A 16,538-nucleotide genomic window follows, 5' to 3' on the forward strand; every position below is an offset into this window, starting at 1 on the left:
GACTGGCCTGCCGATCGGGTTTGGTTCAGCCACATAGTGCGTTATGATGCCGGGCTGATTACAACACTTCTTCAAACTGGCTTCGATTGTTTTGCTGAATGGCTGCCATTATCCAATAAATTCCTGATCTGATGTCTGATCTCTCTGCTATTTTCTCGGCACATGGCTTGCTGGCACAAAGTGTGGCGGATTATCGTCCTCGTGAACAACAACGGGAAATGGCGCAAGCCATTTCCAGCGCTATGGCCAACCGCAAGACCCTGATTGCCGAGGCAGGAACGGGAACCGGAAAAACGTTTGCTTACCTGGTGCCCGCACTGTTATCCGGTGGCAAAACCATTTTATCCACCGGAACCAAAACACTGCAGGAGCAGCTTTTTTACCGTGACATTCCCGCAATGCGCGCAGCGTTAAAAATTCCGGCATCACTTGCGTTGCTGAAAGGTCGAGCGAATTATATCTGTCATTACCATCTCGAACACACGCTCACATCCGATCAGGTTTTCTTTTCCAGCCGTCAGGATGCATACTATCTGACGCAGATCGAACGCTATGCCGCCAACAGCAGTCATGGCGACAAAAGTGGTCTGGATAAAGTACCGGAGCATGCATCGATCTGGCAGCACGTCACCTCCACCCGTGAAAACTGCCTGGGATCGGATTGCCCCCAATTTAAACAATGCTTTGTCATGGAGGCACGCAAACGTGCCTTGTCCGCAGATCTCATTGTGGTCAACCATCACCTGTTTTTTGCGGACATTATGCTCAAGGATGAAGGTTTATCTGAGCTGCTGCCTGCCTGCGATACAGTCATATTCGATGAGGCGCATCAATTACCTGAAATCGCCAGTCTGTTTTTTGGTGAATCAGTCAGCACGGGTCAATTATCAGCGCTGGTTCGGGATACGATCATCGAAGCGGCGTTATCTGCTCAGGATTTTACACCGCTACCGGATGCGGCCAGTGAAGTGGAAAAGGCCGCACTTGATCTTCATTTGACTATAGGCGAGAAAAACACGCGGCTATCTTCTGCTCTGGCAAAACAGCATCAGGGATTCAATCCGGCTCTGGATAAACTTAAATCTGCCCTGTTGCAACTGAATACATTACTGGAAACCCAGGCAGCCCGATCAAAAGGACTGGAAGGCTGCTGGCAACGCGCGCTGACGCTGACCGGCAAAATCGAACATTGGCTGAAACAGGAAAATAATCAGGATCATGTCAGCTGGATCGAATCCTATAGTCAAAGTCTGCAATTAAATACCACACCGGTATCGATTGCGGAAATGTTCAGCAAGCAGCTTGAAAGCGCAAACCGTGCCTGGATATTTACCTCAGCCACACTATCGGTTAAAGGTAATTTTTCTCACTACCAGCAGGTTATGGGATTAAGTAAAGCTGAAACCATGGTTTGGGAAAGTCCATTTGATTTCCCGAACCAAGCTCTACTGTATGTACCTACCCAGTTACCCGATCCTAATGACAGCACCTATACTGCAAGCATGATTACCGCCGCCTTGCCAGTCATCGAAGCCAACCAGGGGCGCACCTTCTTTTTATGTACCAGTCTGCGCGCCATGCAGCAGGTTTATGAGTTACTACAGGCAGCGTTCACAGACAAGCAGCTTGAACTGCCCCTGTTGTTGCAGGGGCAGGAAACCCGATCCGCGATGCTGGAACGTTTTCGTCAATTGGGAAACGCAGTCCTGATTGGCAGTCAGTCATTCTGGGAAGGAGTGGATGTTCGCGGACGCGCCCTGTCTCTGGTCATCATCGATCGACTCCCCTTTGCCTCACTCGAGGATCCGGTATTATCCGCGCGTATCGATCAGTACCGGAAAACAGGGAGAAATGCCTTCATGGAATATCAGTTACCCCACGCAATTATCAGTCTGAAGCAGGGAGCAGGGCGTTTGATCCGCGATGAAACTGACCGGGGCGTATTGATGATCTGCGATCCACGTTTAATATCCAGACCTTACGGAAGACGAATCTGGCAAAGCCTGCCGCCAATGAAACGGACACGTGATCCGCAAACAGTTACCGATTTCATTAAAACGACTCCTTAAAACAAACAGTTACGCAATCTGGAGGAGTGAGCCGGCTAGCGGAATACACCAACCGGCCATGCACTTACAGCAAGGCTGAGCCACCGCTCATCAGCGGCCTGATTATGTATAAGCCCAATCTGCTTTAGCAGCAGCCACCGCAACAGCTCGATTCTTCCACGGCCTCTTCCAGAGGAATTCCTGCCCAACGGGCAAGTTCACCACGCTGCGGGTAACGACCCGCCAGTGCCACTTCACCGTCCACCAGTATTAATGGCAGGGCTTCCGCACCAGAGCGTTGCAGAAAAGCCTTCACGGTTGAATTATCTTCAAAAACCATGGGGTGTTGTCCCAGATCAAAACGTTCGATTGCCACATCATGTTGTCTGACCCAATCCACATCAGCGGAAAAACCGGTCGACGCCTGATCAACATCGGAGCCACACCCTCCTGAACTACAGCATGAAGCAGGATCGAATATATGAATAGTTGCCATTCTAATTCTCCAATAAAGTTAAGGTTTTCAAGTTGCGTTACAATTTTAGTCACGGAATTCGGGATGATCTTACCATTCTTGCTATGGAATCCGGGAAGGATTTTAGATGAAACGAACAGAATGACAACAGGAAGTCAGGAAGATAACATTTGATTTGCAGAAGTACATTCCGAATCCGCATGCTTTTCTACCGCTCAGACTCAAGTTTTGTAAATTCCCGACCGTTTGTCGATTTATTTAACACTTCTACGGATTCCTCGGGTCTTCTACTGAAAGCCTTTATATCCGATATTTTCCTTCATATTCAAGAGCCATTCCTGACTCTCATCAAGAGCAAAGCTTCCAATTCGAGCTGACAAAAATGTCGGAATTTTTTACACATCTCACATTGTCTACGAATTTTCATCAGCACTTCAAATCAAACAAACAGGTTAAATTAATATATCTAAAAATATGGCATGAAATGTGCTAAATATTAAATTGAGTTGACCAAAACAGGTTAACAAGCTAATATCCCGACTCATTCAAATTGCCTCCTTCCTATTCCCCGATAGCTCAGTTGGTAGAGCGACGGACTGTTAATCCGCAGGTCCCAGGTTCGAGCCCTGGTCGGGGAGCCAATTTATTATTCCGTTGCAGCAATAAGTATTACCCGGATTACTCCGTTGATTACCCAGCACATCCGCGACAACGCATACGCTTCGCTGGATCAGGTCGCTGACTCGTTTTGGCTTTATCATCTCAGACAACCCGCCCCCTGCTACGTCGTAATCCATGGATTTGACTAACCCGGTTTCCCCTCGGTCAGAATGAAGTTACTTCCACCTTATATCGATAAGCATTGCCGGTTATCCTGCCAACTGTAGAAATACCACGGTATGATAAATAACTTCAACATCATTTTTTGGCAAACCTGCCATGAAGTAATCAGGATGATGCTGGGCAGTCAATTTTCCACACGAAACCGCATGAGGAATTTCTGGAAACATCCATCATACTGGAGATATCTATGATGAAATATTTGCAACTTGCTTTTTTTGCTACCGTTTTTTTTACTGTGGCAAATCTGTGTTTTGCCACAAATTTAGCAGAAAAGACAAGTACACACCGGGATCAAGGCAAGGTGATGCTAACGATTTACAATGAGAATCTCGCACTGATCAAAGAGAAACGCACAATCCAGCTCGATCAGGGTGAAAATCGGCTGGCATGGCGGGAAGTATCGGCGCAAATGCGCCCGGAAACTGCGTTGCTGCGCAATCTAACGTCTTCAGCAAATTTAAGCTTAACAGAGCAAAATTTTGATTTTGATCTGTTAACGCCGCAAAAGCTGCTAGAAAAATATCTGGGCAAAAGCGTTGCTATTATTCGTACCAATGCCGCTACGGGTGAAGAAACACGCGAAGATGCGACGGTGCTTGCCACCAGCCAGGGAGTCGTACTCAAATTCGCTGATCGCATCGAAACCGGCCTGCCGGGGCGGATTGCCTTTCCGGATGTGCCGAGCCATTTGCGCGATCAACCCACACTATCACTACTACTCACTACTTCACTGGCAGGCAGTCATGATCTGGAATTGTCATATCTGACCTCGGGTCTGTCCTGGCGGGCGGATTATGTGGCTGAACTCAATGCCGATGACAGTCTTCTGGCAATAAACGGTCTGGTGACTTTGGTCAATCACAGCGGGATTGCCTATGAGAATGCACAGCTGCAGCTGGTTGCCGGGGAGATTAATCAGGTTCAGCCTGATCCACCGCATCGAGCAAAATCCATGGCAATTGCCAGCATGATGGAAATGGCACCTGCGATGGAGCGAGAATCCCTGTTTGCCTATCACCTCTATAGTCTGCCGAGCGCAACCACGCTTGCAGACAATCAAACCAAGCAGGTGGGTTTGCTGTCAGCCAATGGTATTGCGATTGACAAGGAATACTGGCTTCGAGGCGAGGAGTATTATTTTTCTGGAAAATATGGTGAGATCGGGCGTAAATTGCACCCGGCTGTCTCGATCAATTTTGATAACAAGGGAAAAGGATTGGGTATTCCGCTCCCTAAGGGCATCATCCGTACATACAAACGGGATTCACGAGGTCACGCACAATTTGTCGGCGAGGATCGCATCGGGCATACTGCAAAAAATGAACGGGTTAGTCTGCACCTGGGTAATGCATTCGATATTACCGCCGACAAAATTCAAACTGAATTCCGTCAGCTGGCCTCGGCGCCACAAAGCCACATTGAAACAGCCTATCAGATTCGGATTCGCAATGCCCTCGATGAAGCGGTCGCCATACAGGTACAGGAACCGATCCCGGGTGACTGGACCATGATCGAAACCTCCCTGCCCCACACTCAACCGGCTGCCAATCTGGCACAATGGCGGATTGATGTCCCTGCCAATCAAGAAACAGTTTTAAGCTATCGTGTCCGTGTTCGTTTTTTTTAATATTAACTGACGGATCACTCCGGAAGATGACCGCATTTTTCAAGACTATCGCATTAATCGGTAAATATAAAAACCGTGATATTACCGCGCCGCTTCTCGGTCTCGCGCGGCAGCTTGCCGGACAGGGATTCAATATAGTGCTGGATGCATTGACAGTCATCGAGATAGAAAAAGTTGAATTTCCCGTTTTGACACTGAATGAAATTGGCCAGCAGGCAGACCTGGCCATTGTGCTGGGGGGCGACGGCACCATGCTGAATATTGCACGCACACTGGTTGACTACAATGTACCACTGGTGGGCATCAATCAGGGTCGGCTCGGATTTTTGACTGATCTCACGATTGATACCATGCAGGCCACGCTCAGCGCGATGCTAACCGGTCAATTCATTGTGGAAAACCGTATGCTGCTGGCAGCAGAAGTGTCTCGCGAGACGGAAATCGTGTTTAAGGAGCTGGCGTTCAACGATGTGGTGCTGCATCGAGGAATAAGCAGCGGCATGATTGAGTTCGAGGTACTGATCGACAATGAGTATGGATATGCTTTGCGTTCCGACGGGCTGATCGTGGCCACCCCAACCGGATCAACAGCGTATGCTCTGTCTTCTGGCGGGCCAATCCTGCATCCTAAACTGGATCTGATGGCGCTGGTGCCGGTTTGTCCACACACACTAAGTAATCGTCCCATCGTAGTAGGCGGAGATGCCGTGGTCAAGATCAAACTGCATGGCGCGACTGAAACCAAAATTTATGCCGATAGCCACTCATGGTTTGATCTCGGTGAGCAGGATCAGATTGTCATCCGGCGCCATCCAAAGACCATCAGAATATTACACTCTACCCATCACAGCTATTACCGGATGCTGCGTGAAAAACTGGGCTGGAGTGGAATCCTGCAACACAATAACATCGAATAGCTATCATGTTGCTTCACTTGTCCATTCGTGATTATGTATTGATCGACGAGATCAAGCTCGACTTTCAATCCGGGTTTACGGTACTGACCGGTGAAACCGGTGCAGGAAAGTCCATCCTGATCGATGCGCTGGAACTGCTGCTGGGTGGACGTGCAGATGTGCAGCGTATTCGACATGGCTGCGAGCGGGCGGAAATCAGTGCGGAATTTGATATCCGTAACCTCCCTCCTTTGCAGCAATGGTTGCAGGAAAATGCACTGGATGATCAGGCAGGCAGTTGCTTGCTGCGCAGAGTCATCGATACCAGCGGCCGTTCCCGTAATTTCATCAATGGCATGCCGGGCACCTTGCAGCAACTGCGCACGGCAGGCGAGTGGCTGATCGATATTCACGGTCAACATGCACACCAAACCTTGCTGCGCATCCCGCAACAAGCAGAATTGCTGGATGGCTGGGCCGGTGAAACCAGGCTTGTAAAGCAAGTTGCCAGCGCTTATCAGCATTGGCAAATCGTGCGTCAGCAGCGGCTTGACTGGGAGAGGAACAGCAGCCGCGACGCCGGGGAGCGGGAGCAGTTGACGTGGCAGGTCAAGGAACTATCCGATCTCAATTTTTCAGTTGAAGACTGGCAGAGGCTGCAAGGAGATCATAACCGTCTGGCGCATACGGCAAAACTACTGGAAGCCGCTCAGTTTTCCCTCGAATCGCTGTCGGAAAATGAAATGGCCGCTCTCACGCAAATTGATCGCGTCAGTACCCGTCTGCATTCCGTAATTGAGATTGACAGCACGCTTGCGCCGATCAGCGAACAACTGCAATCGATAGAAGCGCAGCTACAGGACGTCATTTATGAACTCAGACATTATCAGCAGCACCTGGATCTTGATCCGCAGCGCCTGGAAGCGATCGAAGCGCGCCTTCTGGCCATACATGGCGTCAGCAGAAAATATCGCGTCCATCCGGAGGAACTGCCGGAATTGCTGGCGGCCGCCACGCAGCAGCTGACTAACCTGGAAATCCGGGCAGATGGGACTGCGCTGGCAGATGCCGAACAGGTTGCCCAGCAGGAATATACGCAGCTTGCGCAACAACTGAGTGATAAACGACACGAGGCTGCAACCAGTCTGGCCAGACGGGTAACCGAAAACATGCAAATGCTGGCGATGGAAGGTGGCCGTTTTCAGGTGGCGTTGCACCCGGTGACACCCGGCAATCAATCTGGTCTGGAACAAATTGAATTTCAGGTATCCGCACATAAAGACATGCCATTGCGGCCATTGCACAAGGTAGCCTCCGGTGGAGAATTATCACGAATTGGTCTGGCTATCCAGGTTATCGCCAGCCAGGCTGGAATGGCACCTACGCTGATTTTTGATGAGGTCGATGCCGGTATAGGCGGTAGCGTTGCAGAAAAAATTGGAAAATTACTCAAAGTTTTGGGAGAAACGCGACAGGTTCTGTGCATCACGCATCTGCCGCAGGTAGCGGCAATGGGTGATCATCACTGGCAGGTATCCAAAAAAAATGGGCAACAGGCTGATCAGACACTGATCAGTCGAATTCATCATCTTGATCAGGCTGGAAGAATCGACGAGATTGCGCGAATGCTCGGAGGTGAAAAACTCACTGCCACCACACGCAAGCACGCCAAGGAGATGCTTGGCGATCATGCTGCACTCAAATAGGCTAAATTTTCGTAACTACTCGCCTCCCATATTTAAAAAAACACCTGACAGGCTTCTGGGTGAGAAAAATTCAATTTTGTACCTCACAGCCAAATCTGAAAACCCATGATCTCTGTCATTCTCGTTAATTATCTGACCGCCCGGCATACACTCGACGCTGTCGCTTCCGTAGCCGCACAACAGGTTATTGACAAGCCCGAAATAATTGTCGTCGACAACAGCGTGAACGACTCCGAACATGCTCTGTTGAACGCGAAATTACCCGGTGAAGTCACGCATATCCGTAATCCGGAAAACACCGGCTTCGCCAGCGCCTGCAACCTGGCTTTCGCGCAGTCCAGCGGCGAATTCATATTGTTACTCAACCCAGATGCCCGCCTGCTGCCCGGCGCACTGTCCAAACTCGCTGACAGCCTGGCCAATCACCCGGATGCCGGGGCGGTCGGACCGCGCGTATACTGGGACGATGGCTGCCAGTTTTTGATACCGCCGAGTATCTACCCATCGCTATCCGGCTTTTTCCGGGAAGCCGTTTCCAGAGCGATTCCGCGTTTGTCTGCATATCCATCACTTCACGTCCGGAAAAAAGCATTGCGGGCCTGGACGTGCACCACCGCCATTCCAGTTGAAGCATTATCCGGCGGGCATATGCTGATCCGCCGCGAAGCAATTCTGCGCAGCGGTGGTTTATTTGACCCGCGTTTTTTTCTGTACTGGGAAGACACTGATCTGATGCGCCGTTTAAAGAAACGCGGCTACCGGCTTTATCTGGAACCCGGTGCGGGATGTCTGCATTATTATGAGCATTCGCACACCAAAGATGAACTGATCGCTCAAGGCTGGCCAGCTTATCAGCAAAAACACCTGCACAGCGATAAACGCTTTCAGCTGATCAACGCACTCAATACGCGTCTGCCACCTGCCAAAGTGCCACACATTGAATCGATCCTTGCTAACCAGGAAAAACTGATTTTCCCGGTTCCCGTCGAACTGCGCAACGCCTGGTTGCTGGAAATCGGTGCATCACCACAGCTGATTCCTGCGGTAGGTTGCTTCGGCAGCGGTTCTGCGGCTGAAGTTGATGCATCCCTATTTCGGCGGCTACACGAAAAAACCTATTTTGCGCGCCTGTCCGCGCCAGTGCCCCGACCGGATCGAGTGTATTACTGGCAGTGGCAAAGTTCATAGCTTTCAAGAAACAAATTTGATGGATTGTTCTTCCAACGTGACTACCCGCTCCATACCTTATCAACCTCCCCCATCGATTTCTTAAATTGCTTTTTGGGAGAAGTGCGCAACTGCCGCTATAGCTATTTTTTCTGCTTGAGCAGATCCTTCAGATTGGCAAACGGATTAAAAGTGGATGCTGGCAAAGTAGAGTGATTATCAGCGCGCCCCATTGAGTCCTTGATCTTTGAGTGCTCATTCTCATGACAGTAAGTACACAGCAATTCCCAATTACTGCCATCCGGAGGGTTATCGTCATGATTGCTGTTTTTGTGATGAACTTCCAGTAGTTGCAAGTTTTTATGATCAAACACCCGCGCACAGCGACCACATATCCAGGGAAATAATTTCAAGGCTTGTTCCCGATAACCCTTGGCACGTTTTTCCGCATGTTGACGTGCCGCCAGAAGAGCAGCATCCAGTTTACTGATTTCTTTGTCGGTCATTACAGCGCTCCTTTAGGTAAAGGTTTTCCTGATTAGTTTCGACCATTATTTGAGTGCTTCATATGCAAAACCCGCTCGCGCTCCTTCGCAATACAAGCATCTCCAGCCATGTGGTCACTTCGCAGCAAACAAAGCCGCTTCACATTGTGCTTCTGTGCCATATTAACGTAGAAATTCATGCAAAAACAAACCTGCCTGAAGCCGAATTTTATTCATCGCCATTGTCATTCTTCCATGATCTTGCTACGTTTTTTCGCAGCATCTGGATTTTACAAGATTTTCGAGAGAAGTAATTGATCAGGTTACTGTTTATCCGGCACGCCACTTGAAACACCGTTGCAGAAACGGGCGCAAGTATGCGTGCAATGATTTTTTATAGAACGCAGCTTTCATAAAGTAAATGTGGCATGGCCAATTATCAAGTGCGCCGCCAGTGGCCGATGCCATCCATTAATGATCTGGCTGAAATTATTCATAAGCGGCATCAGAGGAGACTCAGTGCCGAACAGTCTTTCGCCCGACGAAAAGTGGTTCTGGAGCAACCTGACGAAGTAGAACCAGTAAACTGTGACCGTAATCGATTGATAGTGAGTGCTTACGCGCTGACCCAGTCGCCATTGTTTCTGTTCGTCGTCTGCTATAGACGGTATTTGCAGCAAGATAACTGATACCACCTGATTTGACGTAACTGAATTTATGTCAAATACTAACCATTTATCATTATGGATATTCAGTCCGGCGCAGCTAAAATTCAATAAAGTTTACTAAGATGTGACCTGAACCAACGCATTTATAACCCGGAATGCAAGGAGAATGAAGATGAATGGCGAAAAGAAAAAGCTGACCACCACGGCTGGCGCACCGGTTGCGGATAACCAAAATGTGATGACTGCTGGACCACGCGGCCCTCAGTTGCTGCAGGACATCTGGTTTCTGGAAAAACTTGCTCACTTTGACCGTGAGGTGATCCCGGAGCGCCGAATGCACGCAAAAGGCTCCGGCGCCTATGGCACGTTCACCGTGACGCATGACATCACAGAACACACCAGAGCAAAACTGTTCTCGCAGATCGGCAAAAAAGCCGAAGTTTTTGTGCGATTCTCAACAGTCGCCGGAGAACGTGGCGCTGCCGATGCGGAACGCGACATTCGCGGATTCGCTATCAAATTCTATACCGAGGAAGGCAACTGGGATCTTGTTGGCAATAATACGCCCGTTTTTTTTCTGCGCGACCCGCTCAAGTTTCCTGATCTCAATCACGCCGTGAAACGCGACCCGAAGACCAATCTGCGCAGCGCGCAAAGCAACTGGGATTTCTGGACACTCCTGCCCGAAGCGTTACACCAGATCACCATCACCATGAGTGACCGAGGCATTCCATTTTCGTATCGCCACATGCATGGCTTTGGCAGCCACACCTTCAGCCTGATCAATGGTGAGGGCAAACGAAGCTGGGTGAAATTTCATCTCAAGACCCGGCAGGGCATCCGCTGCCTCACTGATCTGGAAGCCGAGCAACGCATTGGCAGGGATCGCGAAAGCCATCAGCGGGATCTGTTCGACAGCATCGAAAAAGGTGATTTCCCTAAATGGGACATGAAAATTCAAATCATGACCGAGGAGCAAGCCCAACATGCGCCATTCAATCCATTCGACCTGACTAAAGTATGGCCGCACAAGGACTATCCGCTCATGGATGCAGGTACGCTGGAACTGAATCGTAATCCGGAAAATTATTTTGCCGAAGTCGAGCAATCCGCATTTAATCCGGCAAATGTCGTTCCCGGGATTGGCTTCTCGCCGGACAAGATGCTCCAGGGGCGCCTTTTTTCCTATGGCGATGCGCAGCGTTACCGTCTCGGCGTGAACCATCATCAGATTCCGGTCAATCATCCGCAGTGTCCTTACCATGCTTTCCATCGTGACGGTCAGATGCGGATCGACGGCAATTATGCCGGAACGATTGGTTACGAACCCAATAGTTACGGAGAATGGCAGGAACAGCCGAACGCCAAAGAGCCGCCACTTGGGCTCGATGGTGCAGCTGATCACTGGAATCACCGTGAAGATGACGATGATTACTATTCTCAGCCCGGCAACCTGTTCCGGCTGATGAATTCCGAACAGCGACAGACTCTCTCCGAAAACACTGCCCGCGCAATGAACGGTGTACCCGAAGCAATCCAGCTACGCCATATCGCCAACTGTCTGAAAGCTGATTCGGCTTATGGCGAAGGCGTTGCCCAAGCGCTGGGTATTGCCATCGGTGGCATCAGGAAATAATCTGCGAACGCAAAGTTTACGGTGACACGTTTACGGTGCATTTACGGTGACAGTAACAGTAATGACTTGCCGTGAGCCTAAAGCGAAGAAGCGCATGCCCAAAAGAAAGGAAAAGGGTTGAGATGAATATATTTGGCAAACTGGATGCGCAGGCATATGCGTAAATACTTCTGGCAACGCTGGCACAACCGTAAAGGTCGACAAAATGCACTGCGGCGGCTTGATGCCAAATCTTATCATTTGAGGCAAGCCAGTAATTCGGTTGGTGTCTGGCGTTTGGCCCGTTGCCCTATGTTGCAAACGGTACTGAACAAAAGCAGGTTGAAACGTTGGGGACCATGGGTTCCATCAGATTTCGTGACATTGTAAGTCACCAGGTTCAACCGCCGGATGCGGAAAACCGCATGTCTGGTGGTGTGGGAGAGGTGATGGGCGCAATCCCGTCACCCCAACCCGATCCCATTTCTGCCACTCTGCCATTCCCGTCAATCCCGTCAATCCCGGCTATTACATCACCACCTCTTCACCTCCTTCTCATCACACTCTCTCTATCAATGCTAACATTCGATTAAACCTGAAAACTGCTTTTAGGTTAAAACAATACGAGTCCTTTACAAATCATGACCTGCCTCCCATTTTCTTCATGAACAAAGCTTTTATCAGGGAATCCGACCAGCCGGATGACGGCGATGAGGATGTAGTATTACCGCTACCACCTGGTGGCAAAAATTACATGACGCCGAATGGGTACACCCGCCTGGCGGCGGAATATCGCTGGCTGCTCGACCAGGAGCGTCCCGAGGTGACGGCAATCGTCTCCTGGGCAGCCGGTAATGGGGATCGCTCCGAAAATGGCGATTATATCTATGGCAAAAAGCGGCTGCGGGAGATCGATCGCCGCTTGCGTTTTTTGTCGAAACGGCTGGATTGCGCGGAGGTGGTTGATCCGGCCGCGCCGCGCGACGACTGTCAGCGCATCTTTTTTGGGGCAACGGTGTGTTTTGCCAATCAGGCCGGTGAGGAAAAAACGGTTTCGATCGTGGGGGTGGATGAAATCGATCCGTTCAAAGGTTATATCAGCTGGATATCACCGGTCGCCCGTGCCTTCCTCTCCGCGCAGGAAGGGGATACAGTCACGCTACGCACGCCCGGCGGCGTTGAGGAACTGGACATCCTGTCCGTCCATTACCGCACGATCCCGATGGAACCCTTCAGCCCGCCTTCTTCATCAGGCAGCAAGCCAGAAAACAGTTGACATGGCAGATGCTTTCTGAATATAACACCAGCTTGTCGAAGCTTTTTTAGGAGAATGACCATGAATAACGCTCGTAGATTACTCATCGCTTTTGTATTGTCGGTTTTTTATGGGCCAATGCCCATGGCCATGGCGAGCGATACGGCTGATTCATCCTTCAATTTTCAAGATGCAGCAACAGTAACGGAGGGGGTTGCGCAGATTACCGCTGCACTTAAAGCCCAGGGAATGCAGATTGTCCGTGTCATCGATCACGCAGCCGCAGCGGCGGAGCTGTCTTTGCCGCTACGCCCGACCACCGTTATCCTGTTCACCGATCCAAAGGTCGATACACGCCTTATTCAGCGCAGTCAGACCACCGCCATCGATCTGCCACAGAAGATTCTTGTCTGGGAGGCCGCGTCCGGGGAGATTCAATTGAGCTATAACCCGTCGGGATATCTCGCCGATCGGCATCGGATCGTGCCGCGCGATCAACTCCTGCGCCGGGTGACTGAGCGATTGAGCCAATTCGGTCCGGTCGAAGATGGCCTGGTGAGCGTTGAGAGTCGCCAATCGGTCGAAGCTACAGTCGTCACGTTGCGTACTTTGCTCGCGGAATCCGGATTTGGCGTCTTGCCGACCATCGACCATCAGGCGATTGCCCAGACCGCGCATCAACGACGTCTGCGTCCGACGCAACTCCTGATATTCGGTAATCCAACTGTCGGTACCCGGCTGATGCAAAACCGGCAGACCATCGGCATTGATCTGCCGCTCAAGTTTCTGATCTGGGAAGACCGGCAGGGCAAAGTCTTCATCACTTACAACGATCCACAGTTTATTGGCAGCCGTCATAATATTCAGGGACTTGATGAAATACTTGCGAATATCGCCCGTGCCCTGGCCAACTTTGCCAGCCAGGCAGCACAGCCCGCGCCTTGAACGGGCGGGTTCAGTTTCAGGGGCGGTAGAGCAGCCTGCTCGTTACTTTTTTCTGGCGCGTGGGCGCGCCAGATCATAGGTTTTAGCCAAATACTGAAAATCCAGATGGGTATAAACCTGTGTGCTGCAGATGCTGGCATGACCATCCAACGACATTGAGGAACGGGACATCCTGTCTGTCCGTTACCGCACAATCTCAGTGGAATCCTTCAGCCCGCCGTCATCATCCGGCGGGAAACACAAAAACAACCAGGCGTAATTTCCGGTCTTTTATTTGGTCTTGGCTGGCTGCTGATCAAGCCGCTTTTCAATTTCCGCCAGTGGAATCATTCCAGAGACAATCGAGCCATCTGCAAAAATCAGGGTGGGCGTGCCGGTGACGCGATGCTGTTGACCGGATTCGAGAATGGTTTTCAACGGAGTTTCGCATTCCCCGGCTTTAGGCTTGACCGCTCTGAGCATGAAATCATCCCATGCCTTGACGCGATCCGGTGCACACCAGATCGCCGTAGCGGTATCCATCGAACCATTCAGAATCGGGTATACCAAAGTGTGAATGGTGATGTTCTCAGCCTGGGCCAGCTCTGCCTCCAGTTTTTTGCAATAAGGACAATTCGGGTCGGAATAGACGACCAAACTACGCTCCCCTTTGCCCTTGACAGTTTTGAGGGCATGCTGCAGCGGCAGGGAATCGATGGCGATACGGCGTGCGTCGCGGATTTGCTGCATGCGCTCACTGGTCAGGCTGTTGCGGGTTTTGGTATCAACCATGTGCCCCATGAAAAAATAATCAGCTTTTTCATCGGTATAAAAAACCTCGCCACCGATGACCACTTCGTACAACCCCTGATAGGGCGTTTGGGTCAGGCTTTCAATTTCACTGCCCGGGAAGTGCGCCTGCAGCGCTTTCCTCAGATTTGCTTCATTCGCAATGGCAGATCCACTCATCAGCAAACCAAAGAGCACAAACAGGGCAAATAAACGCAACGATAATGACATAAAAATTCTCCAGGTAATGTCGAGTAAAACGAATAAAGTAACGGGTAACTTAGTGTGATGCGAAATATTGCTGGTTAGTGCTTAGTTCAACGCATGCTGCATGAGCGTATTTTTTAATAATGGTATTCGATTGGTCATTTCGAAACCCAGATTTCTTAACCGGATCAGGGTGGCCTGTTCACTGTCAAAAAGCTTCTGCAGGCCATCTGTTACCCATTGCATCGCGGCAATATCCTGTTTGCGATGACGCGCGTAGTGCTGGAGGATTCGATATCCACCCCCACTACCGAGCCCGGCAAATTGTTCGAGGAGCAAAGCCAGTTCTCGTGCATCACGCAATCCCAGATTCACGCCCTGCCCTGCCAGCGGATGGATGCCATGCGCCGCATCGCCGATCAATACCACTCCAGGTTTGACCAATGATTTCACTCGCACGGCACTCAGCGGAAAACCCGTTGCTTTCGTGATGAGCGATAATTTTCCCAGCGTATGGTTGGATGCAAGAGCAACCTGTTCGGCCAATGCATCATCGGACAAACCAAGCAACGCCTCCGCCTTGAGCTGATTGGCCGACCAGACTATTGACACCCGTTTGTCAGGTAACGGTAGCAGGGCCAGAATGCCATCTCGCCGGAACCATTGATATGCGGTGTGATGGTGGGAATACTCAGTTTCAAAATTGGCGACGACACCCGTTTGAAAATAGGGTTGCCGCTCACTACGAATACCCGCCTGCTCCCGTACCCAGGAATTGACGCCATCCGCACCGACCACCAGCGAAGCCTGCAGACAGACGCCATCTGTCAGCGTGATTTCCGCATGGGAATGATGCCACTCGATCGCCGCACATTGTGCGGGACAAAAAATGTGTACATGCCGGTCTGCAGCAGTCAATCTATCCCAAATGGCATGCTGCAGCTCACGGTTCTCGGCAATGAAGGCAAGCTCGGGCACACCACTCTCGTAGGCGCTGAATTCCAGCCTGGATGTCTGATCATCTCCATGTACCTGCATTTTATAAACCGGGGCAAGCCGCTTGTGCGGCAGTTGCTGCCATACCCCTATTTTTTGTAGAAATTCGGCACTGCCGGGGCTGATGGCGTAGATTCTGCTATCCCAATTATCATCACCCGGGAGCGGTATCGGCGGTTTCGCTTCGATAATGGCAAGTTTCAGGCCGGTATGTCTCAACGCCGCCAGCAGGCTCGCCCCCACCAGCCCTCCTCCGATTACGACAACATCAAATTTCATGATGGAATCCATTCCTGGTATTTAATCTGGCTGACAGGATAACGCATTACTTCCAGCGTAACCACACGCGTAACTGCCTGAACGATTCAGGATCGATACCATCCGGCAGAATCACGACCGTGCGACGCTGAAGGTAACGATTGGTTTTCAGACAGAGCACCGTCAGATAAGGTGCCACAAACGTACCGTTATCAATCACGTAATCCAGGCAATCATCTGACAGGAGACGCGCCTGACAGACGTGTTTACCTGTCAGGCGCAGGGCAACCACGGATTGCGCTGACCGCAACCAGGCATGACGCCATAAGGTATGACCAAGACTGCTCACTAACAGTACGATGGTGGCGATGGTGATCACCACCGGATAATTCTGGATTGCGGGTAAAATCGCCACCGCAGCAAAACTGTGTGCCATTACCATTATCCAGACAACCTGCCGGGACGGATAAAGTTGAACATTTAATTCAGACAAGGCAGTTTCTCAAAAAAAGAGGAGCGGACCGGCAAATTTTACCTGAATCCTTGTTACCATTACCCCCCTCTCTCTATTTACGCTCT

Annotated in this window: 16 protein-coding genes, 1 tRNA gene and 1 pseudogene; 11 read left to right on the plus strand and 7 right to left on the minus strand. The window is 50.5% G+C overall.

Features of this window, described 5'->3' with window-relative positions; genetic code table 11:
• The first annotated feature begins 131 nt into the window (after nt 1–131).
• On the plus strand, nt 132–2,069 hold the full coding sequence (locus tag IPG31_05760) for an ATP-dependent DNA helicase (protein MBK6617887.1): 1,938 nt from the start codon (nt 132–134) through the stop codon (nt 2,067–2,069).
• A gap of 124 nt (nt 2,070–2,193) precedes the next feature.
• On the opposite strand, the gene arsD is transcribed toward IPG31_05760, so the two are convergent.
• Nucleotides 2,194–2,544: an arsenite efflux transporter metallochaperone ArsD gene (arsD, locus tag IPG31_05765; protein ID MBK6617888.1), complete on the minus strand. Its 351-nt coding sequence runs from the start codon at nt 2,542–2,544 to the stop codon at nt 2,194–2,196.
• Between the two features lie 544 nt (nt 2,545–3,088).
• On the opposite strand from arsD, the gene IPG31_05770 reads away from it, so the two are divergent.
• Nucleotides 3,089–3,164: transfer RNA gene (locus IPG31_05770), tRNA-Asn, on the plus strand.
• 228 nt (nt 3,165–3,392) lie between these two features.
• Here the strand turns inward: IPG31_05770 and IPG31_05775 are convergent.
• Nucleotides 3,393–3,533 (minus strand): hypothetical protein, encoded by a 141-nt coding sequence (locus IPG31_05775; protein ID MBK6617889.1) that lies wholly within the window; start codon nt 3,531–3,533, stop codon nt 3,393–3,395.
• Nucleotides 3,534–3,553: 20 nt separating this feature from the next.
• Here IPG31_05775 and IPG31_05780 point away from each other — a divergent pair, with 20 nt between their 5' ends.
• The 4 genes from IPG31_05780 (at nt 3,554) to IPG31_05795 (ending at nt 8,783) form a co-directional block, all read left to right on the plus strand.
• Nucleotides 3,554–4,993: a DUF4139 domain-containing protein gene (locus IPG31_05780; GenBank protein MBK6617890.1), complete on the plus strand. Its 1,440-nt coding sequence runs from the start codon at nt 3,554–3,556 to the stop codon at nt 4,991–4,993.
• Between the two features lie 26 nt (nt 4,994–5,019).
• Nucleotides 5,020–5,910: an NAD kinase gene (locus IPG31_05785; GenBank protein ID MBK6617891.1), complete on the plus strand. Its 891-nt coding sequence runs from the start codon at nt 5,020–5,022 to the stop codon at nt 5,908–5,910.
• A gap of 5 nt (nt 5,911–5,915) precedes the next feature.
• Complete coding sequence (gene recN, locus IPG31_05790; protein MBK6617892.1) at nt 5,916–7,595, plus strand: DNA repair protein RecN; 1,680 nt, start codon at nt 5,916–5,918, stop codon at nt 7,593–7,595.
• A 105-nt stretch (nt 7,596–7,700) separates the two neighbouring features.
• The gene (locus IPG31_05795) at nt 7,701–8,783 is read left to right on the plus strand and encodes a glycosyltransferase family 2 protein (protein ID MBK6617893.1); all 1,083 of its coding nucleotides are present in this window, start codon (nt 7,701–7,703) and stop codon (nt 8,781–8,783) included.
• Nucleotides 8,784–8,905: 122 nt separating this feature from the next.
• Here IPG31_05795 and IPG31_05800 read toward each other — a convergent pair whose 3' ends face one another.
• Complete coding sequence (locus IPG31_05800) at nt 8,906–9,268, minus strand: HNH nuclease family protein (GenBank protein MBK6617894.1); 363 nt, start codon at nt 9,266–9,268, stop codon at nt 8,906–8,908.
• A gap of 407 nt (nt 9,269–9,675) precedes the next feature.
• On the opposite strand from IPG31_05800, the gene IPG31_05805 reads away from it, so the two are divergent.
• The 5 genes from IPG31_05805 to IPG31_05825 all read left to right on the plus strand — a co-directional run bounded on the left by IPG31_05805 (nt 9,676) and on the right by IPG31_05825 (nt 13,730).
• A complete protein-coding gene (locus IPG31_05805) occupies nt 9,676–9,936 on the plus strand; it encodes a hypothetical protein (GenBank protein MBK6617895.1) in 261 nt (86 codons plus the stop codon).
• 151 nt (nt 9,937–10,087) lie between these two features.
• Complete coding sequence (locus tag IPG31_05810; GenBank protein ID MBK6617896.1) at nt 10,088–11,551, plus strand: catalase; 1,464 nt, start codon at nt 10,088–10,090, stop codon at nt 11,549–11,551.
• A gap of 338 nt (nt 11,552–11,889) precedes the next feature.
• Nucleotides 11,890–12,123: a hypothetical protein gene (locus IPG31_05815; protein ID MBK6617897.1), complete on the plus strand. Its 234-nt coding sequence runs from the start codon at nt 11,890–11,892 to the stop codon at nt 12,121–12,123.
• Between the two features lie 71 nt (nt 12,124–12,194).
• Entirely contained in the window at nt 12,195–12,806 is a 612-nt protein-coding gene (gene greB, locus IPG31_05820; protein MBK6617898.1) for a transcription elongation factor GreB, read from the plus strand.
• 60 nt (nt 12,807–12,866) lie between these two features.
• The gene (locus IPG31_05825; protein MBK6617899.1) at nt 12,867–13,730 is read left to right on the plus strand and encodes a DUF302 domain-containing protein; all 864 of its coding nucleotides are present in this window, start codon (nt 12,867–12,869) and stop codon (nt 13,728–13,730) included.
• 42 nt (nt 13,731–13,772) lie between these two features.
• Here IPG31_05825 and xerC read toward each other — a convergent pair.
• The 4 genes and pseudogenes from xerC to IPG31_05845 form a co-directional block, all read right to left on the minus strand.
• Nucleotides 13,773–13,874 (minus strand): annotated as a pseudogene (gene xerC, locus IPG31_05830) (tyrosine recombinase XerC).
• Between the two features lie 126 nt (nt 13,875–14,000).
• The gene (locus IPG31_05835) at nt 14,001–14,729 is read right to left on the minus strand and encodes a DsbC family protein (GenBank protein ID MBK6617900.1); all 729 of its coding nucleotides are present in this window, start codon (nt 14,727–14,729) and stop codon (nt 14,001–14,003) included.
• An 81-nt stretch (nt 14,730–14,810) separates the two neighbouring features.
• Entirely contained in the window at nt 14,811–15,980 is a 1,170-nt protein-coding gene (locus IPG31_05840) for a UbiH/UbiF family hydroxylase (protein MBK6617901.1), read from the minus strand.
• A gap of 46 nt (nt 15,981–16,026) precedes the next feature.
• Complete coding sequence (locus IPG31_05845) at nt 16,027–16,452, minus strand: hypothetical protein (protein MBK6617902.1); 426 nt, start codon at nt 16,450–16,452, stop codon at nt 16,027–16,029.
• Nucleotides 16,453–16,538 lie beyond the last annotated feature (86 nt).

The organism is Nitrosomonas sp. (genome assembly GCA_016703745.1).
Classification (GTDB): domain Bacteria; phylum Pseudomonadota; class Gammaproteobacteria; order Burkholderiales; family Nitrosomonadaceae; genus Nitrosomonas.